Annotated in this window: 25 protein-coding genes and 1 pseudogene; 13 read left to right on the top strand and 13 right to left on the bottom strand. The window is 65.8% G+C overall.

Annotated features, from left to right (window positions below):
- Positions 1-52: 52 nt before the first annotated feature.
- From GU927_RS09025 to cysQ, 4 genes are all read right to left on the bottom strand, one after another.
- Positions 53-1,075, bottom strand: coding sequence for a glycosyltransferase family 2 protein (locus GU927_RS09025; protein WP_161762097.1), 1,023 nt, complete (start codon positions 1,073-1,075; stop codon positions 53-55).
- Positions 1,076-1,088: 13 nt separating this feature from the next.
- Positions 1,089-1,982: a UTP--glucose-1-phosphate uridylyltransferase GalU gene (galU, locus tag GU927_RS09030; RefSeq protein ID WP_161762098.1), complete on the bottom strand. Its 894-nt coding sequence runs from the start codon at positions 1,980-1,982 to the stop codon at positions 1,089-1,091.
- A 134-nt stretch (positions 1,983-2,116) separates the two neighbouring features.
- On the bottom strand, positions 2,117-2,905 hold the full coding sequence (locus GU927_RS09035; RefSeq protein WP_161762099.1) for a 3-deoxy-manno-octulosonate cytidylyltransferase: 789 nt from the start codon (positions 2,903-2,905) through the stop codon (positions 2,117-2,119).
- Complete coding sequence (cysQ, locus tag GU927_RS09040) at positions 2,902-3,696, bottom strand: 3'(2'),5'-bisphosphate nucleotidase CysQ (protein ID WP_161762101.1); 795 nt, start codon at positions 3,694-3,696, stop codon at positions 2,902-2,904. The genes GU927_RS09035 and cysQ overlap by 4 nt, the downstream gene beginning before the upstream one ends.
- 141 nt (positions 3,697-3,837) lie before the next feature.
- On the opposite strand from cysQ, the gene GU927_RS09045 reads away from it, so the two are divergent.
- Entirely contained in the window at positions 3,838-4,662 is an 825-nt protein-coding gene (locus tag GU927_RS09045) for an ABC transporter permease (protein WP_232489169.1), read from the top strand.
- Here the strand turns inward: GU927_RS09045 and GU927_RS09050 are convergent.
- Positions 4,640-5,272, bottom strand: coding sequence for an alpha-ketoglutarate-dependent dioxygenase AlkB family protein (locus GU927_RS09050; protein ID WP_161762103.1), 633 nt, complete (start codon positions 5,270-5,272; stop codon positions 4,640-4,642). The genes GU927_RS09045 and GU927_RS09050 overlap by 23 nt on opposite strands.
- A gap of 187 nt (positions 5,273-5,459) precedes the next feature.
- Between GU927_RS09050 and dnaK the strand changes: the two genes are divergently transcribed.
- The 4 genes from dnaK to radC all read left to right on the top strand — a co-directional run bounded on the left by dnaK (position 5,460) and on the right by radC (position 10,232).
- Entirely contained in the window at positions 5,460-7,367 is a 1,908-nt protein-coding gene (dnaK, locus tag GU927_RS09055) for a molecular chaperone DnaK (protein ID WP_161762105.1), read from the top strand.
- 77 nt (positions 7,368-7,444) lie between these two features.
- Positions 7,445-8,599 (top strand): molecular chaperone DnaJ, encoded by a 1,155-nt coding sequence (dnaJ, locus tag GU927_RS09060; protein ID WP_161762107.1) that lies wholly within the window; start codon positions 7,445-7,447, stop codon positions 8,597-8,599.
- Between the two features lie 72 nt (positions 8,600-8,671).
- Positions 8,672-9,406 (top strand): pseudouridine synthase, encoded by a 735-nt coding sequence (locus GU927_RS09065; protein ID WP_161762109.1) that lies wholly within the window; start codon positions 8,672-8,674, stop codon positions 9,404-9,406.
- Between the two features lie 52 nt (positions 9,407-9,458).
- Positions 9,459-10,232, top strand: coding sequence for a RadC family protein (gene radC / locus GU927_RS09070; protein WP_161762111.1), 774 nt, complete (start codon positions 9,459-9,461; stop codon positions 10,230-10,232).
- Here the strand turns inward: radC and GU927_RS09075 are convergent.
- The 3 genes from GU927_RS09075 to secA form a co-directional block, all read right to left on the bottom strand.
- Entirely contained in the window at positions 10,204-11,715 is a 1,512-nt protein-coding gene (locus tag GU927_RS09075; RefSeq protein ID WP_161762113.1) for a phosphate ABC transporter substrate-binding/OmpA family protein, read from the bottom strand. The two genes, radC and GU927_RS09075, sit on opposite strands and share 29 nt — an antisense overlap.
- A gap of 16 nt (positions 11,716-11,731) precedes the next feature.
- Positions 11,732-12,445, bottom strand: a complete 714-nt coding sequence (locus GU927_RS09080; protein WP_161762115.1) for a hypothetical protein — start codon at positions 12,443-12,445, stop codon at positions 11,732-11,734.
- Positions 12,446-12,559: 114 nt separating this feature from the next.
- Positions 12,560-15,268 carry a preprotein translocase subunit SecA gene (gene secA / locus GU927_RS09085; protein ID WP_161762116.1) on the bottom strand — a complete coding sequence of 903 codons (2,709 nt, stop codon included), beginning with the start codon at positions 15,266-15,268 and terminating at the stop codon, positions 12,560-12,562.
- 179 nt (positions 15,269-15,447) lie between these two features.
- Here secA and GU927_RS09090 point away from each other — a divergent pair, with 179 nt between their 5' ends.
- The 4 genes from GU927_RS09090 to GU927_RS09105 all read left to right on the top strand — a co-directional run bounded on the left by GU927_RS09090 (position 15,448) and on the right by GU927_RS09105 (position 18,322).
- Complete coding sequence (locus GU927_RS09090; protein WP_161762117.1) at positions 15,448-16,302, top strand: peptidylprolyl isomerase; 855 nt, start codon at positions 15,448-15,450, stop codon at positions 16,300-16,302.
- 18 nt (positions 16,303-16,320) lie between these two features.
- The gene (gene argJ / locus GU927_RS09095) at positions 16,321-17,679 is read left to right on the top strand and encodes a bifunctional glutamate N-acetyltransferase/amino-acid acetyltransferase ArgJ (RefSeq protein WP_161762118.1); all 1,359 of its coding nucleotides are present in this window, start codon (positions 16,321-16,323) and stop codon (positions 17,677-17,679) included.
- Positions 17,676-18,077 carry an 8-oxo-dGTP diphosphatase MutT gene (mutT, locus tag GU927_RS09100; RefSeq protein ID WP_161762119.1) on the top strand — a complete coding sequence of 134 codons (402 nt, stop codon included), beginning with the start codon at positions 17,676-17,678 and terminating at the stop codon, positions 18,075-18,077. Before argJ ends, mutT begins: the two co-directional genes overlap by 4 nt.
- Before the next feature lie 104 nt (positions 18,078-18,181).
- Positions 18,182-18,322 carry a hypothetical protein gene (locus GU927_RS09105; RefSeq protein ID WP_161762120.1) on the top strand — a complete coding sequence of 47 codons (141 nt, stop codon included), beginning with the start codon at positions 18,182-18,184 and terminating at the stop codon, positions 18,320-18,322.
- A 68-nt stretch (positions 18,323-18,390) separates the two neighbouring features.
- Here the strand turns inward: GU927_RS09105 and infB are convergent, their stop codons facing one another.
- The 5 genes from infB to pip all read right to left on the bottom strand — a co-directional run bounded on the left by infB (position 18,391) and on the right by pip (position 25,000).
- Positions 18,391-20,976, bottom strand: coding sequence for a translation initiation factor IF-2 (infB, locus tag GU927_RS09110; protein WP_161762121.1), 2,586 nt, complete (start codon positions 20,974-20,976; stop codon positions 18,391-18,393).
- Complete coding sequence (locus GU927_RS09115; RefSeq protein WP_161762122.1) at positions 20,973-21,605, bottom strand: RNA-binding protein; 633 nt, start codon at positions 21,603-21,605, stop codon at positions 20,973-20,975. Before GU927_RS09115 ends, infB begins: the two co-directional genes overlap by 4 nt.
- A gap of 25 nt (positions 21,606-21,630) precedes the next feature.
- Positions 21,631-23,247, bottom strand: coding sequence for a transcription termination factor NusA (gene nusA / locus GU927_RS09120; protein ID WP_161762123.1), 1,617 nt, complete (start codon positions 23,245-23,247; stop codon positions 21,631-21,633).
- Between the two features lie 16 nt (positions 23,248-23,263).
- Entirely contained in the window at positions 23,264-23,881 is a 618-nt protein-coding gene (rimP, locus tag GU927_RS09125) for a ribosome maturation factor RimP (protein WP_161762124.1), read from the bottom strand.
- Positions 23,882-24,022: 141 nt separating this feature from the next.
- Complete coding sequence (gene pip, locus GU927_RS09130) at positions 24,023-25,000, bottom strand: prolyl aminopeptidase (protein WP_161762125.1); 978 nt, start codon at positions 24,998-25,000, stop codon at positions 24,023-24,025.
- A gap of 56 nt (positions 25,001-25,056) precedes the next feature.
- Here pip and ubiG point away from each other — a divergent pair, with 56 nt between their 5' ends.
- From ubiG to GU927_RS09145, 4 genes and pseudogenes are all read left to right on the top strand, one after another.
- Positions 25,057-25,794, top strand: coding sequence for a bifunctional 2-polyprenyl-6-hydroxyphenol methylase/3-demethylubiquinol 3-O-methyltransferase UbiG (gene ubiG / locus GU927_RS09135; RefSeq protein WP_161762126.1), 738 nt, complete (start codon positions 25,057-25,059; stop codon positions 25,792-25,794).
- Between the two features lie 58 nt (positions 25,795-25,852).
- Positions 25,853-26,035, top strand: a complete 183-nt coding sequence (locus tag GU927_RS09140) for a hypothetical protein (protein ID WP_217765575.1) — start codon at positions 25,853-25,855, stop codon at positions 26,033-26,035.
- 15 nt (positions 26,036-26,050) lie between these two features.
- Positions 26,051-26,212 (top strand): annotated as a pseudogene (locus GU927_RS20680) (type II toxin-antitoxin system RelE/ParE family toxin); the annotation flags it as partial.
- Positions 26,209-26,538 carry an XRE family transcriptional regulator gene (locus GU927_RS09145; RefSeq protein ID WP_161762127.1) on the top strand — a complete coding sequence of 110 codons (330 nt, stop codon included), beginning with the start codon at positions 26,209-26,211 and terminating at the stop codon, positions 26,536-26,538. The pseudogene GU927_RS20680 and the gene GU927_RS09145, both read left to right, overlap by 4 nt.
- The last annotated feature ends 8 nt before the right edge of the window (positions 26,539-26,546 follow it).

Here is a 26,546-nt window from a genome sequence, read left to right on the forward strand (position 1 = left end):
CCTCGCCAAAAGTATAATTGCAGGAACAATTTGCTGGCAAATCCGGCGGTCGTCAGACCCATCCGCCGCGCGACATCAACCCCAGCGATTCCAGTGCACGCCAACAAGTCAACCGGCGCGATTGCGGTATCCAGAAATCGGGGTTTTCGGCCAGCGCGTCGTAATAGCGGTCATATTGCGCGGAATTGGAAAAATGCTCGCCCCGCCGCTTTTCCTCGGCCGCGCGGTCCACGACCGTGTGCAGGAATTTGGTGTGCAGCAAAAGGCCCGAGGGCGCCTCGCCCCCGTCGGTGTCGTAAATGCGGTTCAGCGGGGGCGGCAGCAGCGAATGGGTGGAATTCACATAGGCATAGCGCCAGTGCCATTTCACCAGAGGCACCTTGTTCAGCGTGGGCGCGCGGCGGGGTTCCTGTGCAAAGAACATCCGCCCGCGCGGGCCGCCCTGTATCCACAGGTTACCCATCGGTTCCTGCACACGGATGCCATAGCCTGACGGATCGAACCATTCCAGCACCGCCAGCGGATCCTCTCCCGCGCGATAGGGATGCGCGGCCACCGGCCCCTTGGGATAAAGGTCCAGCATCATCGCGCCGAACATGCGCCGCCCCTGACCGTCCAGCCAGCCGGTCAGCGCGCGCAGGTCGCGGCTGTCCCAGTGGGGATAGATCAGCAGCTCGTCCGCATCGACCGTCAGGCACCAGTGCCCGTGGCCGTATCGCGCCAGCAGCAGGACCATCCAGTCCATCCCGAAGCGCGACGCCTTGTAGCTGGCCTGCGTGGACCATAGCGACACGTCCGGCTGGGCGCGCAGGAATTCGGTGGTGCCGTCGTCGCTGCCATTGTCCACGATCAGGAACTGAGCCACGCCCAGCCTGCGGTGATGGTCCAGAAACCATGGCAGTCGCACCGCCTCGTTCCGGACGGTGGCAAAGCACAGGATGTCGTCGCGGCGGATCGCGGCGGTCCGGTCGCTCACGGGCGTCAACTCGCCCCGCCGCCGCCACGCCTGCCACAGCAGCCTGCGCCGTTTCAGGCGCAGGCGGTAGGCGTCAAGAAGACGGGCGGGAGTTTCCATCCGCCCGTCCGGATCACTGCGCCGCTTTCTGGAGCGCGATCATGTCGTGCAGATAGGCCGAGAATTCGTCGCGCAGATCGGGCCGCGACAGGCCGAAGGCGACGGTCGCCTGAAGGAACCCCGCCTTCGACCCGCAGTCATAGCGCTGGCCGCGGAAGCGATAGCCGAAGATGCCCTCGCCCTCGGCCTCTTGCGCGATGGCGTCGGTCAGCTGGATCTCGCCGCCCGCGCCCTGCTTGACCTTGTTCAGGTTGGTCAGAACCTTGGGCGACAGGATGTAGCGCCCGATCACCGCCAGATTCGACGGCTCGGTCCCCGGGGCGGGCTTTTCGACCATGCCCTTGGCCTTGACGATGGCCCCCATATCCTCGCCGATGTCGAGGATGCCGTAGGACTTGGCCTTTTCGGGCGCGACCTCCATCGCGGCGACCATGTTGCCGCCGGTCTGCTCATAGGCTTCGACCATCTGCTGCAGACAGGGCTTTTCCGCCGCGATCACGTCATCGGGCAGCAGCACGGCAAAGGGTTCGTTCCCGATCAGCCGCCGCGCGCACCACACGGCATGGCCCAGACCCATGGGCCGGTTCTGCCGGATATAGGCGATGGCGCCCGAATCCATGTTGGTTTCCTTGAGGATTTCCAGCAGCTCGTCCTTGCCGGATTTCCGCAGGCTGCTTTCCAGCTCGGGCGCGTGGTCGAAGTAATCCTCCAGCGCGGATTTTCCGCGCGAGGTCACGAAGATGAACTCCTTGATCCCCGCCGCGCGCGCCTCGTCGATGGCGTACTGGATCAGGGGCCGGTCAACCAGCGTCATGATCTCTTTGGGAATGGACTTCGTGGCCGGAAGGAAACGTGTCCCCAGACCTGCCACCGGAAAGACGGCCTTGGTGACCTTCTTGACTTTCATTTCTCGCACCCATGCTGAACCGGAAATACGCCGGCCCTTGCTGTCCCATAACGGATATCGCATGCGATCTTCAATCGCGCGCCGATCACAGGCAGGATATCAGCGATTTGCCACGCATGGAACGTGACGCGGCGTCAGACCATCGCCGCCATCATTGCCTCGATCACCGGCACGTCCGAGGGGTTGTTCAACTCCCAGAACTGCCGCCCCTTGGCGCTCACCTCGACGCACAGCACGTTCCGCCCGTTTTCAAGGAAGCGGAGCTGTTCCAGCCCTTCCAGCCGCTCCAGCGGGCCGGTGGGCCAGCGGGGATAGGCCGCCAGCGCGTCGGGGCGATAGGCATAGACGCCGACATGGTGGAAGACGGGCGTCGGCTCCTCGGCCCCGTAGTCGCGGCCGGTATAGGGAATCACCTCTTTCGAGAAATAAAGCCCCCGCCCCCCCGCGCCGAAGACGGCGGTTGTCCCGCCCACGCGCCCGTTGCGGCGATCCTCCAGCAGCTTGGCCAGCATCGCCCCCTCGCAGCGCAGGACGGGTGTGGCGATTTCCGCGCCGGGATCGGCGCGCAGGCCCGCGACCAGATCCTCGACGAACCACGCAGGCGTCAGCGGCGCGTCGCCCTGAAGGTTCACCACGATGTCGAACCCCGGCAGCTTTGCCGCCACCTCTGCGCAACGCTCCGTCCCGTTCTGGCAGTCGGACGAGGTCATCACCACCTCGGCCCCGAAGCCCATGGCATGGTCGCGGATGCGGTCGTCATCTGTCGCCACCACCACGCGGTCCGCGCCGCGCACGGCCATCGCGGCCTCCCATGACCTGCGGATCAGGGTCTTCTTCCCGTCCGGCCCGTTCAACTCCACCAGCGGCTTGCCGGGATAGCGGGTGCTGGCATAGCGGGCGGGAATGGCGATCAGGACACTCATTTCCGCAGCTCCACCCCGGGGGCAAAGGCGATGAAATGCGGGTTGTCCCAGCCCGGCTTGCCATAGGCCAGGGCCTCGTGCGTGTCGAAGCGGACGACATGCCCGCCCGCCCCGCGCAACACGGCATCGCCCGCCGCCGTGTCCCATTCCATCGTGCGCCCGATGCGGGGGTAAAGATCGGCCTCGCCCGTGGCGACAAGGCAGAACTTCAGGCTGGACCCCGCACTCTTGGCATCCTTGACCGAATATTTGCCGATATAGTCATCCGTCGCCTGATCGCGGTGCGATTTCGACGCTACCACCATCAGCGCGGCATTGTCGGGGGTCGACACGCGGATCGGCGTGACCTTGCCAGCGCGTACCTTGTCGAAGGGCGCTGCCTCCTCGACCGCCGTGCCGTCGGGCAGGGTATAGAACAGCCGCCCCTTGGCCGGCGCATAGACCACGCCCCGCAGCGGCACGCCGTCCTGCACATAGGCGATGTTCACCGTGAAATCCCCGCGCCGCTGCACGAATTCCTTGGTCCCGTCCAGCGGATCGACGATCAGGAAGGTCCGCGCCGTCAGGGCGTGGCTGTCCGCCTGCTCCTCGGTGATCAGCACCACATCGGGAAACTCCGCCCGCAGCCCGGCCGAGATATGGGCATCCGCCGCCTCGTCCGCCTCTGTCACGGGGGATGCGTCCGACTTGGCCTTCACCTCGAAATCCGGACCGTCATAGATGGCCATGATGCGGTCGCCCGCCTCCAGTGCAAGGCGGCGGATCACAGGGATCAGGTGTTCGAAATCCATCACGTCTCCGGAAAGGACAGGCAGCGCGCAGGGCCGCAGTTGAAGTCGGTCTCGGCCCGACTTATCATCCGGCCTTGTAAAAACGGCAAGCAGTCCCGGCAGGGCAAACCGCTCTGCCGCATCGGGTGCGAGGGTCACGAAGTGCGGTTCCACGCCGAAGTCAGGCGCACAAAGGCGCGCACCGCCCTCGGGATGCTGGAACTGGTGTTCCACGGCGCCGTGCACAATGTCCGCATGTCCCATACCAGCGCGGTGATCGGCCTTGTGCTGAACGTGATCCAGTCCTCGCTGATGGTCTTGGGTTTTTACATCATGTTCACCTTCACCGGCGCGCGTCCCAACGCGATCCGGGGCGACTACATCCTGTTCCTGATGTCCGGCGTGTTCATGTACATGACGCATGTCAAGACGCTGAACTCGGTGATGCGGGCGGACGGGCCGACATCGGCCATGATGAAACACGCGCCGATGAACACGCTGATCGCGATCATGTCCGGCGCGCTCGGCGCACTTTATCTGCAGGTCTTCTCGGCGGCGATCATCCTTTACGTCTACCACGCCGTCCTGTCGCCCATCAGCTTCCACCAGCCGGTCGGTATGATGGCGATGCTGCTTCTGGCCTGGGGAACGGGCATTGCGGTCGGGCTTCTTTTCCGTGCCGCCATGCCATGGCAACCGCGGGTCTTCGGCATGGTGGCGCAGCTTTACATCCGCCTGAACATGATCGCCTCGGGCAAGATGTTCGTGGCCAATGCCATGCCGACCGCCGTTCTGGCCTTTTTCGACTGGAACCCGCTCTTCCATGTCATCGATCAGGGCAGGGGGTTCATTTTCCTGAACTACCACCCCCGCTATTCCAGCATCGAATATCCCGTCTACGCGATGTTCGCGATCCTCGCGCTGGGCCTGATCGGGGAATACTACACGGGCAAGCGCGTCTCGCTCAGCTGGTCGATGGGGAAATAACCCCCTCGTCCACCACCCGCAGCGTCAGGTTGATCCGCCCACCCCCCGCCAGCAGGCGCGACGAGCCAAAGCGCAGCCGGTCGATACCATGCCATGCCAGCCGCGCCGCGCCGCCCATGACCACCACATCGCCCGACCGCAGCCAGACGCTTTCCGTTCCGTCCTTGCGCTCCACGCCCCCCATGCGGAACAGCGCCTCGTCCCCCAGCGAGATCGACACGACCGGAAAGCTGAAATCGCCCTCGTCCTTGTCCTGATGCAGGCCCATCTTGGCCCCTTCGCCGTAGAAATTGACCAGACAGCAATCCGGATCGCGCGCAAGTCCCGTCACCTGCCGCCAGACCGCAAGGACCGATGCCGGAATCGGCGGCCAATCCCGCCCCGACGGATGCCGCGGCTCATAGCGGTATCCCCGCCGGTCGGTGATCCATCCCGCCCGTCCTGCCGCCGTCATCCGCACGCTCATGGCCCGCCCGCCCGGCGTCACCGGCGACAGCAACGGCGCGGCGGCCACCACGGCGCGCAGATCGCCCACCATCGCCGCCTGCGCCGCCCCGTCCAGAAGGCCCGGCCAATAGGCAAAGCCCCTGATCATCACCGCTCCGCCCATGCGCCATTCCTTCGGATTGCCAACGAATTCCACCCTGAGGGGCGCTTGCAGCCCCCCGATGCCCCCCTTATATACACGCCAAGCCGGGATCGGGCGGGCCGCCTGCCCCGGATGCACTTGGGATCGGGGCTGGATGCCTTGCAAGGGTCCAACCCCAAAACATCGCCGGAAGAAGAGGTAGCATATCATGGCCAAAGTCATCGGGATTGACCTCGGGACGACCAACTCCTGCGTTGCCATCATGGATGGCTCGCAACCCCGCATCATCGAAAACTCCGAAGGCGCGCGCACCACGCCGTCCATCGTCGCCTTCACCGAAACCGAACGTCTGGTGGGCCAGCCCGCCAAGCGTCAGGCCGTGACCAACGCCGCCAACACCGTCTTCGCGGTGAAGCGTCTGATCGGCCGCCGCCATGACGATCCGGCGGTGACGAAGGACCAGAAGAACATCCCCTACAAGGTGGTGAACGGCGGCAACGGCGACGCGTGGGTCGAAGTGCGCGGCGAGAAGTATTCGCCGTCGCAAATCTCTGCCTTCATCCTGCAGAAGATGAAGGAAACGGCCGAGTCCTATCTGGGCGAGACGGTCACGCAGGCCGTCATCACCGTTCCCGCCTATTTCAACGACGCCCAGCGTCAGGCAACCAAGGACGCCGGCAAGATCGCCGGTCTGGAAGTGCTGCGCATCATCAACGAACCCACGGCCGCCGCTCTGGCCTATGGGCTCGACAAGAAGGAAACCCGCACGATCGCGGTCTATGACCTTGGCGGCGGCACCTTCGACATCACCATCCTGGAAATCGACGACGGCCTGTTCGAGGTGAAGTCGACCAACGGCGACACCTTCCTCGGCGGCGAAGATTTCGACATGCGCATCGTCAGCTATCTGGCCGACGAATTCAAAAAGGAACACGGCGTCGACCTGACGCTGGACAAGATGGCCCTCCAGCGCCTGAAAGAGGCGGCGGAAAAGGCCAAGATCGAACTGTCGTCCAGCCAGCAGACCGAGATCAACCAGCCGTTCATCTCGATGGACAAGAACACGGGCCAGCCGCTCCACCTCGTGGTAAAGCTGACGCGGGCGAAGCTGGAATCGCTGGTCGACGACCTCATCAAGAAGTCGATGAAGCCCTGCGCCGCCGCGCTGAAGGATGCGGGTCTCTCCACCTCGGACATCGACGAAGTCGTCCTCGTCGGCGGCATGACCCGTATGCCCCGCGTGATCGAGGAAGTGACCAAATTCTTCGGCAAGGAACCCCACAAGGGCGTGAACCCCGATGAAGTCGTCGCCGCCGGCGCCGCCATCCAGGCGGGCGTGCTGCAGGGTGACGTGAAGGACGTGGTCCTTCTGGACGTGACGCCCCTCTCGCTGGGGATCGAAACGCTGGGTGGCGTCTTCACCCGACTGATCGACCGCAACACCACGATCCCGACCAAGAAGTCGCAGATCTTCTCCACGGCCGAAGACAACCAGAACGCCGTGACGATCCGCGTCTTCCAGGGCGAACGCGAAATGGCCGCGGACAACAAGATGCTGGGCCAGTTCAACCTTGAAAACATCCCGCCCGCCCCGCGCGGCATGCCGCAGATCGAGGTGACCTTCGACATCGACGCCAACGGCATCGTGTCCGTCAGCGCGAAGGACAAGGGCACCGGCAAATCGCAGCAGATCACGATCCAGGCTTCGGGCGGCCTGTCCGACGACGACATCGAAAAGATGATCAAGGACGCCGAGGCGAATGCCGACGCGGACCGCGCGCGCAAGGAACTGGTGGAAACCAAGAACCAGGGCGAAAGCCTGCTGCATTCCACCAAGAAGTCGCTGTCGGAACATTCCGACAAGGTCGATCCCTCCACCGTCGAAGCCATCGAATTCGCCATGTCTCCGCTGGAAGAGGCGCTGAAGGGCGAAGACGCGGGCAAGATCAAGGGCGCGATCCAGAACCTGACCGAAGCCGCGATGAAGCTGGGCGAGGCGATCTACAAGGCCAGCCAGTCCGAAGCCGACGGCAAGGACGAGGATGCCCCGCGTCCGGTCGACGACGACATCGTCGATGCCGACTTCGAGGATTTGGGCGAAAACAAGCGGAAGTGACACCGCACGGATCGGAAAGGGGGGCGGTTCGGCAACGGACCGCCCCCACCCGGTTCTGAAAGGGGATTTTGTCCCAGATGGCAAAACGTGATTACTACGACGTCCTCGGTGTCGCGCGCGGCGCTTCTGCGGAAGAGCTGAAGAAAGCCTATCGCCAGAAGGCGAAAGAGCTGCATCCCGACCGCAACTCCGACAACCCGAACGCCGAGGCGCAGTTCAAGGAAGTGAACGAAGCCTATGACGTCCTCAAGGACGCCGACCGCAAGGCCGCCTATGACCGCTTCGGTCACGCGGCCTTCGAAGGGGGCGGCGGCGGGCGTGGGCCACAGGGATTCGGCGGCGGGGCAGGCAATGCCGATTTCGCATCAGCCTTCTCCGATGTGTTCGAGGACCTGTTCGGCGATTTCATGGGCGGCCGCGGCGGCGGCGGGGGCCGGTCGCGCGCGCAGCGCGGGTCCGACCTGCGCTATAACCTGCGCGTCTCGCTGGAAGAGGCGCATCAGGGCGTGCAGAAGACGATCAACGTGCCCACCTCGGTCGCCTGCGACACCTGTCGCGGCACGGGGGCCGAAGGCGGCGCCGAACCCGTCACCTGCCCCACCTGTTCCGGCATGGGCAAGGTCCGCGCGCAGCAGGGCTTCTTCACCGTCGAACGCACCTGCCCGACCTGCAACGGCATTGGCCAGATCGTCAAGAACCCCTGCCGGTCCTGCGGCGGGGCGGGGCGCACCGAAAAGGAACGCTCGCTCTCGGTCAACATCCCCGCAGGGGTGGAAACCGGCACCCGCATCCGCCTTGCGGGCGAGGGCGAGGCGGGGCTGCGCGGCGGCCCGTCGGGCGATCTCTACATCTTCATCGAGGTGAAGGATCACCCGATCTTCCAGCGCGACGGCGTCCACCTCTACTGCCGCGTCCCGATCAGCTTTACCACCGCCGCTCTTGGCGGCGAGGTGGAGGTTCCCACGATCGACGGCGGCCGCAGCCGCGTGAAGGTCCCCGCCGGCAGCCAGACCGGCAAGCAGATGCGCCTGCGCGCCAAGGGCATGCCCGCCCTGCGGGGCGGCGGCGTGGGCGACATGGTGCTGGAACTGGCGGTGGAAACCCCCGTCAACCTGACCTCGCGCCAAAAGGAACTGCTGGTCGAATTCGAGAAGCTGTCCGAAGAGAACAACCCCGAAGGCAAGACCTTCTTCTCCAAGGTCAAAGGCTTCTGGGACGGCATGAAAAGCTGACCGTTACCCCGCAAGGGCACGGCGCAGGGCCACCCCCGCGGGTGGCCCTACGGACCGCCGGAAAGGGATGTGATGGCCAAGACCCCGACCTCGCGCATCGACAAGCTTCTTTCTTCCATGGGCTATGGCTCGCGGAGCGAGATGGCGCGGCTGGCCAAGGCCGGGGGCATCACGCTGGACGGGACCGAACTAGCCGACGTCTCGGCCCGCATCGCCCTTGCCCCCGACCTGCCCGCGCGGATGCGGATCGACGGCGAACCGCTGGACCCGCTGCAGGGACTGGTGATCCTGCTGAACAAACCGCTTGGCATGACCTGTTCGCACAAGGAAGACGGACCGCTGGTCCACGACCTCTTGCCCAAGCGCTGGCGCAGGCGGGATCCGGCGATTTCCACCATCGGGCGGCTGGACAAGCAGACTTCCGGCCTGTTGCTCCTGACCGATGACGGCGACCTTCTGCACCGCGTCATCAGCCCCCGCCGCCACGTCGCCAAGACCTATCGCGCAAGGCTCGCCCGCCCCCTGACGGGGACCGAGGGCGCGCTCTTCGCATCCGGCACCCTGATGCTGGAGGGCGAGGAGAAACCGCTCGCCCCCGCCGCGTTGCAGGTGCTGTCGGAAACCGAGGCGCTGCTGACCGTGACCGAAGGACGCTATCATCAGGTCCGCCGCATGTTCGCCGCCGCCGGAAACCATGTCGAGGCGCTGCACCGCGAAAGGCTGGGCGGGCTGGCCCTGCCCGACGATCTGGCCGCAGGCCAGTGGCGGCTGATGAGGCCGGACGAGATCGCGCTGATCTTTGCCTGACGCCCAGACCTGCGTTAACCCCCCGTTCACCCTTGCCCGCCATCATGGCGGCATGACACGCACCGGCCACCTGCACGAATCCGCCCTCCCCCTCTTTCCGCCACAGGCGGAGGAGGACGAGGTTGCCGTCACCGCCCCCCTGTCCGGCCGCCTGCCCAGCTATATCAGCGACCACCGCAAACGCCTGCGCGACCGCTTCACCGAAACGGCGGGGCAGGGGGTGGCGGATTACGAATTGCTGGAACTCATCCTCTTCCGCGCCATCCCGCGGCAGGATGTCAAACCACTGGCCCGTCGCCTGCTGGACACCTTCGGTGATCTGGCGCGCGTCGTGTCCGCCCCGCCCGCGCGCCTGCTGGCCGTGCATGGCGTGGGCGAGGCGGTGGTGCTGGAGCTGAAGGTGATCGAGGTGGCGGCACAGCGCATGGCGCGCTCGCGCGTGATCCAGCGGCCCGTCCTGTCGTCGTGGAACGCGCTCTTGGACTACTGCCACACGGTCATGGCCCATGCCGACCGCGAACATTTCCGCATCCTCTTCCTTGACCGCAAGAACGTGCTGATCGCGGATGAGGAACAGTCGAAAGGCACCATCGACCACGTCCCCGTCTACCCGCGCGAGGTGGTGCGGCGCGCGCTGGAACTCGGCGCTTCGGCGCTGATCCTTGTGCACAACCACCCGTCAGGCGACCCAACGCCATCGTCGGCCGATATCGACATGACCCGCCAGATCGCGCAGGCCTGCGCCGTGCTGGGCATCACGCTGCACGACCACCTGATCATCGGCAAAAGCCGCGAGGTCAGTCTGCGCTCGGAACGTCTGATCTAGCGAAATCCGGCCGCAGCCACAGCTCCACCCGCCGGTTCAGCCGCCGCCCCGCCGCCGTCTCGTCACAGGCCATGGGCAGCGCCTCGCCAAATGCCATGACCTGCGGCAGGCGGGCCGCATCCACCCCCGGCGCGGCGGCGCGCAGCGCGGCCAGCACCGCCCCCGCGCGTTCCCCCGACAGCGCCAGATTGTCCGCCGCCGCCCCCGACCCGTCGGAAAACCCCGCAAGGATCAGCGATTGCCCCTTGAACCCGTCCACCTCCAGCAGTCGCGCCAGATCGGCCAGATTGCCCTGCGACTGGGCGTCCAGCGTGCTCGACCCGTCCTCGAAGCGGAAGGTCAGCGACAACCGGTCCGCCCCGTCCATCACATCGACCAGCCGCTTCAGATCGGCCAGCGTCGTTTCCTCGCCCGCGCCCTGAATGGCGTTGATCAGCCGCAGCCCGTCCGCCGTCATCGGCTGCACCTCCGGCGCGCGGTCAACATAGCCCGCCGCCGCGATCACCGCCTGCGCCTGCGGCAGGGCCAGAAACTCCAGAAACTCGCGCGCCATCAGCGGCAGCCGCCGCCGCGGCGTCAGCAGATAGAGCGGCAGCGACAGCGGATAATCCTCGGCCTTCACGGCCAGCGTCGTGGGCAAGAGCGGAAAACCGCACCGGTCGGTCAGCGTGACGGGCTTTGCCGCCCCCGCCATCGCCCGCCCCGTCACCGCCAGCGCCCAAGGGTCGCGCGCCACCGCCGCGGCAAGCGAGGCAAGGTCCGGATGCTCTTCCGCCACCGCCACATCGCGCCCCAGACGGTCGGCCAGCGCGCGCTGCACGCCAGTGCCGGCAGCCAGCCCGTGCAGCACCAGCGGCATGTCCGGCCCGCCGATCTCGGCCCAGTTGCCGACCTCGCCCGACAGGGCGCGCGCAAGATCGGCGGTGGAAATCTGCGCCACCGGATTGTCCGCCGCCACCACCGGCACCAGCGCATCCAGCGCCAGCGGACGCGCGCCCAGATCGGGCTCGGTCCCCGCTGACAGGATCAGCTCGGCCCGCCCCGATATCAGCGCCGCCCGCGCCGCCTCTTGCGGCATGGCGGCAAAGCCGAACTCGGCCAGAACCTGCCCGCTGCCCGCGTCGCTCAGCCGGATCAGACCATCCGCGCCGGTGTCGTGCCGCAGCCCCCGCGCCTGTGCAAAGGCCGCGACCAGCGGCGCGACCAGCGCCTTGCCCGCCTCGCCCTCGCCCACGATCCGGACGGGGATTTTCGGCGCGATCAGGTCGGGGCAGGCCGGCCCCTCGCAGATCACGCCCTGACCGTCCACCGTCAGCAGGCCATAGGATGTGTCGATCCGGTAGAATTCGCCGTCCCAGCCCTGCAAGGTGCCGGTCAGCGCCAGCCCGCCATCGCGGGCGGTCAGCGTCACATCCTGCGCCGCGGCCCCGCCCAGCGGGACCAGCACGGCCAGAACCGCCGCGCAGCATGACCTGAACCGCATGTAACCCCGCTGGACACTATTCCGTGGCGGCGAGTTTCATGTTCCCGACCGGATTGTTCAAGACCACAAAACCGCCCCCCGCGTCACAGTCGGGCAGGGCGAGCGACAATTCCTGAACCGTGGCTTTCCCGCCATCCGACAGGATCAGCTCTCCCAGCACCTCGCGCCCGCATCGGCTGTCCGTCACCTCTGCCTCCACCACGACCTCGGCCCCGTCGGCCAGCGTGGCGACCTGCGCCACCATCCCCGCCGGCACGGTGCCATCACCCAAAGCCACGATCCCGACATCCCCGCTCAGGGCCAGCCCGTCCTCGGCCATGCCCTGCACGGCCAGACGCTGCATCAAGGACAGCTCCTCGACAGGGGCCACCGCCTCGGCCGCTGCACCATTGTCAAACCGCGCCTCGATCCGCCCCGTCGCGTCCAGCGCCGGAATGTCACCGAACAGCGATCCGGTTGCCGTCGTCCGGTAGGTGACCGCCAGCCCGCCATGCCGCAGGACGACCCGCTCGTTGGGATAACAGGGCGCGGTCAGGGTAAAGGACAGCACCGCCCCCAGATCGGCAAAAGCATCAAGCGTCACGGGGCAGGCATCGGCCAGCGCCTCCGACACTGCCCCCGCCAGCGGGGCGGCCTCTGCAGCCCATGGCGCGCCCGTGGCCAGCCCCGATATCCCGAAGGCCGACAGGGCGATGCCTCCGACCAAGACCAACCTGCGCCTGCGTTCCATGGCAAACCCCTGACGAACCGTTACCGACCTGCGGGATCGCAGGCGAAACGGGCGCGCCAAGGGCGGGATTGTGGCATTTGCGGAAACGGTGCGCCGCGATGCGGCGCACCTGTTTCAGTCGTTCGCGCCGTGGCAGTGCTTGAACCGCTCGCCCGAGCCGCAGGGGCAGGGGTCGTTGCGCGACGGGTTGCCCCATGTGCTGCGGTCATTCGCGTCAAAGGCCACGGCCCCCGCACCGACCGCCACCGCCACAGGGGCTGCCGCCTTGGCCGCCGCCGCCTCTTGCGCGGCGCGCTGCTGGGCGACGATCTGGGCCATCATCGCCTCTTGCTCTTCCTTGGTGATCGGGCGGATCTGCGCCAGCTTCTGCGTCACGTCCTGCCGCAGCGAATTCAGCATGGATTCGAACAGCGTGAAGGCCTCGGTCTTGTATTCCGACAGCGGGTCGCGCTGGGCATAGCCGCGGAAGCCCACGACCGAACGCAGGTGCTCCAGCTTCAGCAGATGCTCGCGCCACTTGCCGTCGATCGCCTGCAACAGCACCTGTTTCTCGATGTTGCGCATCGTCTCTTCGCCAAAGGCGGCGGTCTTTTCCGCCATCATCGCCTCGGCCCGTTCCATGATCCGCTCGCGCATGGCGTCCTGATCCACGCCCTCTTCCGCCGCCCAGTCGGTGACCGGCAGGTCAAGGTTCAGCTTCTCGAGTACACCGGCCTTCAGCCCCACGGCATCCCACTGGTCGGCATAGGTCTTGGGCGGCATGAAGAAATCGACCAGATCGTCGATCACCTGCTCGCGCATGTCGGCGGCGATATCCCCGATCTCCTCGGTCTCCATGATCTCCAGCCGCTGGCCGAAGATGGCCTTGCGCTGGTCGTTCATCACGTCGTCGAATTTCAACAACTGCTTGCGGATGTCGAAGTTGCGCCCCTCGACCTTGGCCTGCGCGCGTTCCAGCGACTTGTTCACCCACGGGTGGACGATCGCCTCGCCTTCCTTCATGCCCAGCTTGGACAGGACGGAATCCAGCCGTTCCGACCCGAAGATCCGCATCAGGTCATCTTCCAGCGACAGGAAGAACACCGACCGGCCCGGGTCGCCCTGACGGCCCGAACGGCCGCGCAGCTGGTTGTCGATGCGGCGGCTTTCATGCCGCTCCGTGCCCAGCACGAACAGCCCGCCCGCCGCGATGACCTTGGCCTTTTCCTCGGCATGCTCGGCCTCGATGCGCGCGCGCACCTCGTCGGGGTGCAGATGCGGGTCGGCGGTGATCGCCTCCAGCACCTTCATCTCGACATTGCCGCCAAGCTGGATGTCGGTGCCGCGACCGGCCATGTTGGTGGCGATGGTCACCGCGCCCAGACGGCCCGCCTCGGCCACGATCTTGGCCTCCTGCTCGTGGTGGCGGGCGTTCAGCACGTTATGCGGCACGCCATCCGCCTTGAGCATCGAGGACAGCAGTTCCGACTTCTCGATCGAGGTGGTGCCGACGAGGATCGGCTGGCCCTTCTCGTGCGCTTCCTTGATCGTCTTGACGATGCCCGCGAATTTGTCGCCTGCCGTGCGATAGACCTGGTCATGCTCGTCCAGACGCGCCACGGGCCGGTTCGTCGGCACCTCGACCACGCCCAGACGGTAGATTTCCGCGAATTCCTCGGCCTCGGTCTGGGCCGTGCCGGTCATCCCCGCCAGCTTTTCATAAAGCCGGAAGTAATTCTGGAAGGTCACGCTGGCCAGCGTCACGTTCTCGGGCTGGATCGCCACGCGCTCCTTCGCCTCGATCGCCTGATGCAGCCCTTCCGACAGCCGCCGCCCGCGCATCATACGGCCGGTGAATTCGTCGATCAGCATCACCTCGCCGTCGCGCACGATATATTGCTGGTCGCGGTGGAACAGCTTGTGCGCCTTGAGCGCCTGCGTGACGTGATGCACCAGCGTGGTGCTTTCCGGATCATAGAGCGACTGCCCCTCGGGCAGCAGGCCGGCGGCCTGCAAAAGCTGCTCGATATGTTCGTTGCCATCCTCGGTATAGGTGACCGACCGCGCCTTTTCGTCGATCTTGTAATCCTCGTCGCGCAGCGACGGGATCAGCGCATCCACCTTCTGGTACAGGTCGCTCCGGTCCTGCGACGGGCCGGAAATGATCAGGGGCGTGCGCGCCTCGTCGATCAGGATGCTGTCCACCTCGTCCACGATGGCAAAGTGGTGGCCGCGCTGGGCCATGTCGTCCTTCGACATCTTCATGTTGTCGCGCAGATAGTCGAAGCCCAGCTCGTTATTCGTCGCATAGGTGATGTCACAGCGATAGGCCGCGCGCTTCTCCGCCTCGGGCTGATAGGGGTAGACCACGCCGCAGGTCAGGCCCAGTTGCGCATAGACCTTGCCCATCCATTCCGCGTCGCGCTTGGCCAGATAGTCGTTCACGGTGACGACATGCACGCCCTTGCCCGTCAGCGCGTTCAGATAGGCCGGCAGCGTCGCCATCAGCGTCTTGCCTTCGCCCGTCTTCATCTCGGCGATGTTGCCCTGATGCAGGAAGATGCCGCCCTTCAGCTGCACGTCAAAGGCCCGCAGCCCCAGCGCGCGGCGCGCGCCCTCGCGGCAATTGGCAAAGGCTTCGGGCAGGATGTCGTCAAGGCTCTCGCCCTTTTCCTGCACGCGCTTCTGGAATTCGGCGGTCTTGGCCTTCAGGCCGTCATCGCTCAGCGCCGCGAACTCCGGCTCCAGAGCGTTGATCTTCGCCACGATGGGACGAACCGACTTCACCTTGCGGTCATTCGGCGTTCCGAAGACCTTCCGCGCAAGCGTTCCAAGACCCAGCATGTTTTCTCCGCCTACCTGACATCATCGTGTGAGGCTGTGGCCTTGCCCGCCCCCAACGCCTTCCATAGAAGAGCCAAGTGGACCGGCCGGCCCCGTCGCACGCGACCCCCGCGAAATAAGGGACGCACCGCCCATAGTCAACGTCGCTCAGGGAAGCGGCCCGATCAGGAGAAGGTGAGATGGCGAAACATTACGGACTTTGGGCAGGTGTTGTCCTCGCCTGCGGCATGGCCCTTCCGGCGCTGGCACAGGATGACGCGCCCACCGCCGACACCGTCGTTGCCACCGTCAACGGGACCGAGATCACCTTGGGCGAACTGATCATCCTGCGCGAGAAGCTGCCCGCCCAGTATCAGGCGCTTCCCGATGACATGCTGTTCAAGGGGCTGATCGATCAGGCCATCCAGCAGACCGCGCTGGAACAGTCGGTGGCCGACACCGCGACCAAGCGGGACGAACTCTGGATGCGTACCGACCAGCGCAGCTATCTGGCGGGCAAGGCCCTGCAGGCCGTGGTTCAGGCCGCCGTCACCGACGAGGCCCTGCAAAAGGCCTATGACGAGAAATACGCCAACGCCCCCGCGGCCAAGGAATACAACGCCCAGCACATCCTCGTGGACAGCGAGGAGAAGGCGAATGAACTGAAGGCCCAGATCGACGGCGGCGCCGATTTCGCCGAACTGGCCAAGGCGAATTCCACCGACACCGGTTCTGCCGTCAACGGCGGCGATCTTGGCTGGTTCGGGCTCGGCATGATGGTCGCCCCCTTTGAAGAGGCCGTCGTCGCCGCCACCCCCGGCACCGTGACCGCGCCGGTCAAGACCGACTTCGGCTGGCACCTGATCAAGGTGAACGAAGTCCGCGACGCGACCAAACCCGCCATCGACGAGGTGCGCGACGAACTCGCCGCCGAAATCGAACAGGCCGCGGTCGAGGCGCATGTGACCGGCCTCACCGGCGGGGCCGAAATCACCCGCCCCGGCGAAGGGCTTGACCCCGCGCTGCTGCGGGATGCATCACTCCTCGACAAGTAAGGGCAGGGAGACGGGCCGATGGCAAAGACCGATTGGAAATCCGAGGCGAAATCGCTGAAGAAAAAGGTCAAAAAGCTCAAGGCCCGCGTCATGGGCACCGAAATCGGGGCGGCCACCGCCGCCGCCCCCAAGGCAAAGAAGGCCAAGCCCGTCTCGCCCCTCGCCCCCAAGGGCGGCTTCCCGAAACTTCCCCTCATCGCGGGCGTCGAATTCGCCGCGGTCGAGGCGGGCGTGCGCTATCAGAACCGCAAGGACGTGATGTTGGTCCGCCTTGCTCCCGATACTGCCGTGGCGGGGGTCTTCACCACTTCCTCCACCCGGTCCGGCTGCGTGCGGGACTGCCAGACGAAACTGGCTGCGAAGGTGCCTGCGGGGACAGGGGCCGCGATCATCGTGAACTCGGGCAATTCCAACGCCTTCACCGGCAAGGTCGGCGATCAGGCCGTCGCCGCCGTCACAGGCAGCGTGGCCGAGGCGCTGGGCATCCCCGCAAGCCGCGTCTTTTCCTCCTCCACCGGCGTGATCGGCGAACCCCTGCCCTATGAGAAGATCACCGCCCGCATCCCCGATCTGGTGGCCGCCCTGCGCGAGGATGCCATCGAAATGGCCGCCCACGCCATGATGACCACCGACACCTTCCCCAAGGGCGCGGCGGCAACGGTGCAGGGCGACGGCGGCCCGATCCACATCGCGGGCATCGCCAAGGGGTCGGGCATGATCGCCCCCGACATGGCGACAATGCTGGTCTACATCTTCACCGACGCCAAGATCGCCCCCGCCGCGCTGCAGAAGATGCTCTCGCGCAATGTGGGCGCCACCTTCAACTCCATCACCGTGGACAGCGACACCTCCACCTCGGACACTCTGCTGCTGGCGGCCACGGGCAAATCGCCCGCCGCCCCCGTGACCGGCGCGGTCGCCAAGGCGTTCGAATCCGCCCTGCGCGACGTCATGCGCGACCTTGCCCATCAGGTCATCCGCGATGGCGAGGGCGCGACGAAATTCGTGGAAATCCGCGTCACCGGCGCGCGGGACGATGCCGATGCCGCCCGCGTGGCCTTTGCCATCGCCAATTCGCCGCTGGTCAAGACCGCCATCGCGGGGCAGGACCCGAACTGGGGCCGCATCGTCGCCGCCATCGGCAAATCGGGGGCCGAGGCCGACCGCGACCGCCTGACGATCCGCTTTGGCGACATCCTCGTCGCTGAGAAAGGCTGGCGGAACCCGAAATACCGCGAAGAGGACGGCGCCGCCTATATGCTGGGCGAGGAACTCGTCATCGCCGTCGACCTTGGCCTTGGCCGCGCGAAACGGTCCGTCTGGACCTGCGACCTGACCAACCGCTACATCGAAATCAACGCCGATTACCGGTCGTGACGAAGATCATCCTCGTCTCTGCCGTCGCCCTGATCGACACCGAGGGTCGCGTCCTTCTGGCCCAGCGGCCCGAGGGCAAGTCGCTGGCCGGCCTGTGGGAATTCCCCGGCGGCAAGGTCGAACAGGGCGAATCGCCCGAAGCCGCCCTGATCCGCGAACTGCACGAGGAATTGGGCATCGACACATGGGCAAGCTGCCTTGCCCCCCTGACCTTTGCCAGCCACAGCTATCCCGACTTCCACCTTCTGATGCCGCTTTTCGCCTGCCGCCGCTGGAACGGCATCCCGCAGGGGCGCGAGGGGCAGCGTCTGGCATGGGTCCGCGCCCGCGATCTGAAAGATTACCCGATGCCGCCCGCCGATATCCCCCTCATTCCGATCCTGCGCGACTGGCTCTGACACGGGCACAAGAAAAATGCGGGAATCGCCCCTTTGGGGCAACTTTTCGCTTTGCATCCCTGCCGCGCAGGTTAACCTGTCCTAGTCTTCGGGGGGAGAAAACGATGATCAGGACAATCACCATCGGTAGCTGCGTATCCGTGCAGGGCGTTGTCGTGGGCCAGTTGGCCGATGGCAAGGTCATGGTCCGCGTGGACGAGAAAACCTTTGTCGGCTATCCGGTGCAGGCCGCCCGCGCCTCCTGATCTTCCGACCCGTCACGCAAAAGGGCCGGGCATCGCTGCCCGGCCCTTTGTCATTCTGTCCGACCGGATCAGGCCAGCGTGCGCTGGACTTCCTCGCGCTCGAAGATCTCGATCACGTCGCCCGCGCGGATATCCTCATAGCGTTCGAAGGCCATGCCGCATTCCTGACCGGACTGCACTTCCTTGACCTCGTCCTTGAAGCGCTTGAGCGTCTTGAGCGTCCCTTCGTGGATGACCACGTTGTCGCGCAGCAGACGCACGCCCGCCGACCGCCGTGCCACCCCTTCGGTGACCAGACAGCCCGCCACGTTGCCCACGCCGGTGATGCGGAAGACCTCCTGGATCTTCGCGTAACCGATGAAGTTCTCGCGCACTTCGGCCTTGAGCAGGCCGGAGGCCGCTTTCTTGATGTCGTCGATCAGGTCGTAGATGATCGAGTAATAGCGGATCTCGACGCCCTTCTGCTGGGCCGAGTTCCGCGCCGTCGCATTGGCGCGCACGTTGAAGCCGATGATCGGCGCACGCGACGCCTCGGCCAGACCAACGTCCGAATCGGTGATCGCGCCGACGCCGTAATGCAGCACGCGCACGCGCACCTCGTCGTTGCCGACCTTCTCCAGCGCCTGCACGATGGCCTCGGCAGACCCCTGCACGTCGGCCTTCACCAGCACCGGCAGTTCCGACACGTCCAGATCGGCCTTGGCCTTCGCCATCAGCTGCTCCAGCGTGGTCGCAGCACCCGCCGCGGCGCGCTTGTCCTTGGCGGCCTTCTCGCGGTAATCCGCGATCTCGCGCGCCTGCGCCTCGGTTTCAACAACGTTCAGCACGTCACCGGCTTCCGGCGTGCCGTTCAGACCCAGCACCTCGACCGGCACCGACGGACCGGCTTCCGCCACCGTCTCGCCCTTGTCGTTGATGAGCGCGCGGACCTTGCCCCACTTCTCGCCCACGACGAAGATGTCGCCGCGCTTCAGCGTGCCGTTCTGCACCAGAACCGTCGCCACGGGGCCACGGCCCACGTCCAGCTTGGCCTCGATCACCGCACCCGACGCCGCCCGATTCGGGTTCGCCCGCAGTTCCAGGATTTCGGCCTGAAGGGCGATGGCTTCCAGCAGGTTGTCCAGACCCTTGCCCGTCTTGGCCGAAACCTCGACGTCCTGCACTTCACCCGACATCTGTTCGACGACGACTTCATGCTGCAGCAGGTCCGTGCGCACCTTCTGCGGGTTCGCATCCGGCTTGTCGCACTTGTTGATGGCGACGATCATCGGCACCTTCGCCGCCTTGGCGTGGTTGATCGCCTCGATGGTCTGCGGCATCACCGCGTCATCGGCGGCCACCACCAGCACCACGATATCCGTCACCTGCGCGCCACGGGCCCGCATCGAGGTAAAGGCCGCGTGGCCGGGCGTATCCAGGAAGGACACCAGCGCGCCATTGGGCGTCTTCACCTGATAGGCGCCGATATGCTGCGTGATCCCGCCCGCTTCGCCCGACACGACATTGGCCTTGCGGATGGCGTCCAGCAGCGAGGTCTTGCCGTGGTCGACGTGACCCATGATCGTGACGATCGGCGGGCGCGGCTGCAGGTCCTCGTCGCGGTCCGCGACCGTCTCGATGGCCTGTTCCACGTCCGAATCGGACACGCGCACCGCGCGGTGGCCGAATTCCTCGATCACCAGTTCGGCGGTATCGGCGTCGACGGTCTGGTTCATGGTGACCATCATGCCCATCTTCATCAGCGCCTTGACCACATCGGCGGCGCGTTCCGCCATCCGGTTCGCCAGTTCGCTGACCACGATGGTTTCGGGCAGCTGCACGTCGCGCACCTGCTTTTCGGCCTTCTGGCCAAAGCCCATCGCCTTTTGCCGCGCCTTTTCCTGCTTGCGCTTCATCGCGGCAAGCGACCGCTGGCGGCCGCCTTCGTCGGAAATCGCATCCGACAGGGTCAGCTTGCCCGCGCGGCGGCCATCGTCGCCCTTGGTCTTGCCACGGTCACGATCCGTTGCCCGTTCGTCCCGCTCGCGCTCCGACTTGCGGGGCGCAAGGGCGGGGCGCATCGTGCCACCGCCACGGGTTTCCTCGCCCGGGGCCGCAGGGGCCGCCGACGGTTCCGCCTTGGCAGTCGCGGCAGGGGCGGGGGCAGCGGCGGATTTCGGGCGGGTGCCCAGAATCTCGGCCTTGCGCGCGGCGGCAGCGGCGGCTTTCGCCTCCTCGGCCGCGCGGGCGGCGCGTTCCTCTTCCTCGGCCTTGGCGCGCAGGGCGGCTTCGCGCTCGCGATCCTCGCGCTCCTTGGCTTCCATCTCTTCGCGGCGGCGCTGGCGATCTTCCTCGCGGGCGCGCTCTTCCTCGGCGCGGCGAAGCGCGTCTTCCTGCTCGCGCGCCTTGGCGGCCTTCAGGGCCGCCAGACGGCGCTCCATCTCGGCATCCGAAATGCCCGCGGGCCGCTTCGAGGGATCGCCCAGATGCGGGCTAGCCCCGGCGGCCCCGCCAGCACCTGCGGCACCGGGTTTGGTCGGAACCACCACGCGCTTGCGCTTGACCTCAACAGCCACGCTTTTGGTGCGCCCGTGGCTGAAGCTTTGCTTCACCTGTCCGGGACCACGCGCGCCGCCACCCAAGCCAAGGGGTTTCTTGCCGTCAGTATCGCTCATGCCGTCTTCGTATCCTCTCCGGCGGAAATCCCGCCGACATGCCCGCGGACTCCCGCAAGCCTTGCCGCTTCCTCTACAACACGCTGTCCGAGTCCACCAGCCGCAAGCGCGGCGTGTATGGCACGTTCGCGCCCGAATGCCAAACCCAATTCCCCCGAGGAAAGACAGCCGATGAAGCCGCCCTCGCCTTCGGGTGGATGCAGCTTGGTCTTGCCGCGTTCCGACCCGTCACTCGCCTGGATCAGGACACGCGCCCGACCCTTCACAAGCCATTCCTTCACCTTCTCGTATCCGGTGACCGCCTCGCCCGCCTTGCGTGCCATCGACAGCGTGTCCAGCACCCGTCGCAGCAGCTGCGCCTCGATCAGGTCCGACAGCCCGTCGGGTGCCTTCACCGGCTGGCGCGCGGCGCGGGAGAACAATCCCTTCGCCGCCGCCTTGTCGATCGCCTTGCGGTCCGCGGCGACATACATGCCGCGCCCCGGCAGACGTCCCAGAACATCGGGCACCACCATCGCGTCGGGCCCGACCACGAACCGGATCAGCCCGCCCTTGGGCTGGCTCTCGCCGGAAACGATGCACTTGCGTTCCGGTTCGTCCTGATCCTTTTCCCGGCCACCCCGCGTCATGGGCGCGCTCTCCCGAGGCCTGCGATCAGGCCTCGGCCTCCTCGTCTTCGCCCTCGACCTCTTCCGCATCGGCCTGGGCGAGTTCGGTGGGATCGACCCAGCCCAGCATGACGCGTGCGGTCATGATCAGGTGCTGCGCCTCTTCCAGCGACATGTCGAACTTCTCGAGGACGCCTTCGTCCTTCTTGCGCTGGCCGTTCTCGGTCGTCCAGCCGCCGGCCAGTTCCCAGTCGGCGCAGGTGGCGAAATCTTCCAGCGTCTTGATGCCGTCCTTCGCCAGTGCCTCCACCATCTGGGGAGTGAGCCCCTCGAAGTCAATCAGGCTGTCCTCGACACCCATCGCGCGGGCGGCTTCCAGCGCCTTGCGGTTCTGCTCTTCCAGGAAGTCGCGCGCACGGGCCTGCAACTCGCCCGCCGTATCCTCGTCAAAGCCGTCGATGGACAGCAGTTCGTCCACATCGACATAGGCCACTTCTTCCAGATTGGTGAAGCCTTCCGCGACCAGCAGTTGCGCCATCATCTCGTCCACGTCCAGCGTGTCCATGAACAGCTTGGTGCGTTCCGCGAATTCGGCCTGACGGCGCTGCGATTCCTCGGCCTCGGTCATGATGTCGATGTCCAGACCGGTCAGCTGGCTTGCCAGACGCACGTTCTGGCCGCGACGGCCGATGGCCAGCGAAAGCTGCTCGTCGGGCACCACGACCTCGATCTTGCCGGCTTCCTCGTCGATCACGACCTTGGACACCTCGGCCGGTTGCAGCGCGTTCACAAGGAACGTCGCCTGATCCTGGTTCCACGGGATGATGTCGATCTTCTCGCCCTGCAACTCGTTCACCACGGCCTGCACGCGGCTGCCGCGCATACCGACGCAGGCGCCGACCGGGTCGATGGAGTTGTCATAGGAAATCACGGCGATCTTCGCGCGCGAACCGGGGTCGCGGGCGACGGCCTTGATCTCGATGATGCCGTCGTAAATCTCCGGCACTTCCATCTTGAACAGTTCCGCCATGAATTGCGGGTCGGTCCGCGACAGGAAGACCTGCGGACCCCGCGCCTCGCGCCGCACGTCCTTGATATAGCAGCGGATGCGGTCGTTCGGGCGATAGGCTTCGCGACCGATCTTCTCGTTCCGACGCAGGATGCCTTCACCGCGGCCGATGTCGACGATGATGTTGCCGTATTCCTCGCGCTTGACGACACCGTTGATGATGCTGCCCTTGCGGTCCTTGAATTCCTCGTACTGGCGATCCCGCTCGGCCTCGCGGACCTTCTGCAGGATCACCTGCTTGGCCGACTGCGCGGCGATCCGGCCCAGATCGACGGGCGGAACCTCGTCGATCACCTCGTCGCCCACCTTGGGGTCGGCCAGATAGGATTTCGCCTGCTTCACCGTCAGCTGCGCGTGGTGATTCTCCAGCGCCTCATCCTCGACCACGGTGCGGATGCGGGCAAAGGTCGCGCGGCCCGTCTTGCGGTCGATCTTCACGCGGATGTCCAGCTCGGACCCGTAGCGCGACTTCGCGGCGCGGGCGAGGCTCTCTTCCATCGCCTGGATCACCAGATCCGGGTCGATCATCTTCTCCCGCGCCACGGCCTCGGCCGTTTGCAGAAGTTCAAGCTGGTTCGCAGAGGTGATTGCCATGATGGCCTCCGGCTGGTCAGTGTTTCGTCTCGGGCGCGTCGGGGGCGGTGTCGCCCTCGTCCTCGCCTTCGAATTCTTCGATGTCGGTGAACTTCGTCTCGTCGATGACGCCCGATGCCTTGCGCTGGCGCAGCATCTCGGCGATCAGCTCGTCGGTCAGGATCAGCTTGGCGTCCGACAGCCAGTCGAACTTCAGCCCGATCGTCACCGCCTCGCCGCCCTCCTCGATCTCGATCAGGACCTCGTCGCCCTCGGTCCCCTGCAGCACGCCCTTGAACCGGCGGCGCCCGTCGATCAGTTCGGTCGTCTCGATGCGGGCCTCGTAATCCACCCACATGTCGAAATCCTTCAACCGCGTCAGAGGCCGGTCGATGCCGGGGGACGACACCTCAAGGACGTAATTCTCCTCGATCGGGTCTTCCACATCCAGAACGGCGGACACGGCGGTGGAAATCGCGGCGCAGTCGTCCACCTCGATCCCGCCTTCGGGACGGTCGGCCATGATCTGCAACACGCGCGTCCGGCCGCCCATCAGACGGATACGGACCAGCTCGAACCCCAGCCCCTCGATGACGGGGCCGACGATGTCCGCAAGGCGGCGGTCGATGGCGGTCTTGGCGATCAGATCGGTCATGGGTTCCGTGCGAAAACAAAAAAGCGGGCACAGCGGCCCGCGTGTCAGGTTCGGTGGGGCCGGGTTTGGACCCCGACACCGCTGTTGCAGGGGGATATACGCACGGGGGGCCGAGTCTGCAAGGGTTATTGCAGGCTGTGCCTACCGCCCCAACCCGCGCAGGTTGTCCATCGCCCGCACCAGCCCCTCGCTGATCCCCGGTTCCGACAGGGCATGTCCCGCCATCGGGATCAGCCGGATCTCGCAGGCATCCCAGCCCTGCGCCAGTTTCCACGCCGCCAGCGGCGGGCAGATCATGTCATAGCGGCCCTGAATGATGGTCGCGGGGATATGCTTGATCCGCGCCTTCTCGCGCAGGATCCAGCCGTCCTCCTCCAGAAAGCCGCCATTGTGGAAATAATGGTTCTCCAGCCGCGCGAAGGCGCGGGCATATTCCGCCGGGCTTTCCCCCATCGCGCCGTCATTGTGGATCGAGGCCAGCGCGTTTTCCCAGTTCGCCCAGATACGACCGAAGCGCGTCTCTTCCATCACGTTGCCGGAAAACAGCCGCCGGTGATAGGCCGCGATCAGATCACCCCGCTCGTCCGACGGAATCGCATTCACGAACCGCGCCCAGAGCTCGGGGAAGAACGCCCCCGCGCCGCCGCCATAGAACCAGTCCAGCTCCGCCCGCGTCATCAGGAACACGCCGCGCAGCACCATGGCCGACACCCGCTCGGGATGTGAGATGGCATAGACCAGCGCCAGCGTGGCCCCCCAGCTTCCGCCAAAGCAGACCCAGCGGGAAATCCCCAGTTCCTTGCGGATCACCTCGATATCCGACACCAGATGCCACGTCGTGTTCTGGATCACGCTGGCATGGGGCCGCGACCGCCCGCATCCGCGCTGGTCGAACAGGATCACGCGGAACGCGGTCGGGTCGAAATACCGCCGCATCGCGGGGCTGCACCCGCCCCCGGGCCCCCCATGCAGCACGACGACCGGAATCCCTTCCGGATTGCCGCATTGCTCGACATAGATGCGGTGACCGTCGCCCATGTCGATGACCCGCTGATCGAACGGGTCGATCGGCGGGTAAAGAAATTCGACTGCGCGCTTTTGGCCTGATCTGTGATCCATCGCTGCCCTATATATCGCGCATCGACGCATGTTCCAAAGTCAAACGAGAGGCAGCCATGACGATCACCACAGTCGACCCGTCCGAGGTCGCCAAATTCGAGGCGATGGCCGCCGAATGGTGGGACCCCAACGGCAAGTTCAAACCGCTCCACATGCTCAACCCCTGCCGTCTCGACTATATCACACGGCAGATCGCAGCGGAATTTGACCGCGACCTGACGCAGCCGCAGCCCTTTGCGGGCCTGCGGATCCTCGACATCGGCTGCGGCGGGGGGCTTCTGTCCGAACCGATGGCGCGGCTTGGCGCCGATGTGGTGGGGGCCGATGCCGCGCCCCGCAACATCCCCGTGGCCCAACTCCACGCCGCGCAATCCGGCCTGACCATCGACTACCGCCACACCACCGCCGAAGACCTCGCCGCCGCCGGAGAGCGATTCGACGTGGTCCTGAACATGGAGGTGGTCGAACACGTGGCCGACCCGCAGGCCTATCTGACCGCCTGCCAGACGCTTCTGAAACAGGGCGGGCTGATGGTCTGCTCCACCCTGAACCGGAACCCCAAGAGCTTCGTCATGGCGATCATCGGCGCGGAATACGTGATGCGCTGGCTGCCGAAGGGCACGCATGACTGGTCGAAATTCATCACCCCGGACGAGCTTTACGCCCTGATCCGCAACGCGGGCCTCGACCCCGTCGACCGCAAGGGGATGGTCTTCAACCCCGTCTCCTGGTCCTGGTCCCTGTCCTCGCGCGACCTGTCCTGCAACTACGTCACGGCCAGCGTGAAACGGTAGATGCCCCACCCGCGACGGGACACTTGAAAATATGCTCTCAGGGGCATATTTTCCCCGCATGTGGAGTATCGAGTATACCGACGAATTCGCGGAATGGTGGGCGACCCTGCCCGAAGCGGGACAGGAAGACATCGATGCCCATGTCCAGCGGCTGGAGGTGCGGGGGCCCAACCTTCCCTTTCCCTGCAGCAGCGGGATCGCGGGCAGCCGGCACGACGATATGCACGAACTCCGCGTGTAAAGTCAGGGGCATCCGCTCCGCATCTTCTATGCCTTCGATCCCCGCCGCTCGGCCATCCTGCTGATCGGCGGCGACAAGACGGGGGATGACCGTTTCTACGACCGCATGATCCCGATTGCGGACGACCTGTATGACCAGCACCTGCGCGACCTCAAGGACGAAGGATTGATCGAATGACCGGACGCACCCCCTTTTCCGAACTCCGCGCCCGCATGTCGCCTGCGTCGCAGGCCCGCGCCACGGCGAAATCCGGCCTTCTGGAACAGGAGATGGCGCTCGCCGAACTCCGCCGCGCGATGAAACTGTCGCAGGAAGAGATCGCCGCCGCCCTGAACATCAATCAGGCCTCCGTTGCCCGCATGGAAAAGCGGACCGACATGTATATCGGCACGCTCCGCCGCTTCGTGCAGGCGATGGGGGGCGAGTTGGACATCATCGCCCGCTTTCCCGACCGCCAGATCCGGATCGACCAGTTCCGCGACCTTGCCGCGCCCGAAGGCTGAAACGCAAA

Origin of the sequence: Paragemmobacter amnigenus, assembly GCF_009908265.2 — a bacterium.
Lineage (GTDB): Bacteria > Pseudomonadota > Alphaproteobacteria > Rhodobacterales > Rhodobacteraceae > Paragemmobacter > Paragemmobacter amnigenus.

Coding starts and splice junctions, on each gene's coding strand:
- ubiG (WP_161762126.1), top strand. CDS start 25,057: ATGACGATCACCACAGTCGACCCGTCCGAGGTCGCCAAATTCGAGGCG.
- pip (WP_161762125.1), bottom strand. CDS start 25,000: ATGGATCACAGATCAGGCCAAAAGCGCGCAGTCGAATTTCTTTACCCG.
- GU927_RS09050 (WP_161762103.1), bottom strand. CDS start 5,272: ATGGGCGGAGCGGTGATGATCAGGGGCTTTGCCTATTGGCCGGGCCTT.
- nusA (WP_161762123.1), bottom strand. CDS start 23,247: ATGGCAATCACCTCTGCGAACCAGCTTGAACTTCTGCAAACGGCCGAG.
- secA (WP_161762116.1), bottom strand. CDS start 15,268: ATGCTGGGTCTTGGAACGCTTGCGCGGAAGGTCTTCGGAACGCCGAAT.
- GU927_RS09090 (WP_161762117.1), top strand. CDS start 15,448: ATGGCGAAACATTACGGACTTTGGGCAGGTGTTGTCCTCGCCTGCGGC.
- GU927_RS09075 (WP_161762113.1), bottom strand. CDS start 11,715: ATGCGGTTCAGGTCATGCTGCGCGGCGGTTCTGGCCGTGCTGGTCCCG.
- infB (WP_161762121.1), bottom strand. CDS start 20,976: ATGAGCGATACTGACGGCAAGAAACCCCTTGGCTTGGGTGGCGGCGCG.
- galU (WP_161762098.1), bottom strand. CDS start 1,982: ATGAAAGTCAAGAAGGTCACCAAGGCCGTCTTTCCGGTGGCAGGTCTG.
- GU927_RS09105 (WP_161762120.1), top strand. CDS start 18,182: ATGATCAGGACAATCACCATCGGTAGCTGCGTATCCGTGCAGGGCGTT.
- dnaK (WP_161762105.1), top strand. CDS start 5,460: ATGGCCAAAGTCATCGGGATTGACCTCGGGACGACCAACTCCTGCGTT.
- GU927_RS09080 (WP_161762115.1), bottom strand. CDS start 12,445: ATGGAACGCAGGCGCAGGTTGGTCTTGGTCGGAGGCATCGCCCTGTCG.
- GU927_RS09145 (WP_161762127.1), top strand. CDS start 26,209: ATGACCGGACGCACCCCCTTTTCCGAACTCCGCGCCCGCATGTCGCCT.
- GU927_RS09115 (WP_161762122.1), bottom strand. CDS start 21,605: ATGACGCGGGGTGGCCGGGAAAAGGATCAGGACGAACCGGAACGCAAG.
- radC (WP_161762111.1), top strand. CDS start 9,459: ATGACACGCACCGGCCACCTGCACGAATCCGCCCTCCCCCTCTTTCCG.
- cysQ (WP_161762101.1), bottom strand. CDS start 3,696: ATGGATTTCGAACACCTGATCCCTGTGATCCGCCGCCTTGCACTGGAG.
- GU927_RS09025 (WP_161762097.1), bottom strand. CDS start 1,075: ATGGAAACTCCCGCCCGTCTTCTTGACGCCTACCGCCTGCGCCTGAAA.
- dnaJ (WP_161762107.1), top strand. CDS start 7,445: ATGGCAAAACGTGATTACTACGACGTCCTCGGTGTCGCGCGCGGCGCT.
- argJ (WP_161762118.1), top strand. CDS start 16,321: ATGGCAAAGACCGATTGGAAATCCGAGGCGAAATCGCTGAAGAAAAAG.
- rimP (WP_161762124.1), bottom strand. CDS start 23,881: ATGACCGATCTGATCGCCAAGACCGCCATCGACCGCCGCCTTGCGGAC.
- GU927_RS09065 (WP_161762109.1), top strand. CDS start 8,672: ATGGCCAAGACCCCGACCTCGCGCATCGACAAGCTTCTTTCTTCCATG.
- GU927_RS09140 (WP_217765575.1), top strand. CDS start 25,853: ATGTGGAGTATCGAGTATACCGACGAATTCGCGGAATGGTGGGCGACC.
- GU927_RS09035 (WP_161762099.1), bottom strand. CDS start 2,905: ATGAGTGTCCTGATCGCCATTCCCGCCCGCTATGCCAGCACCCGCTAT.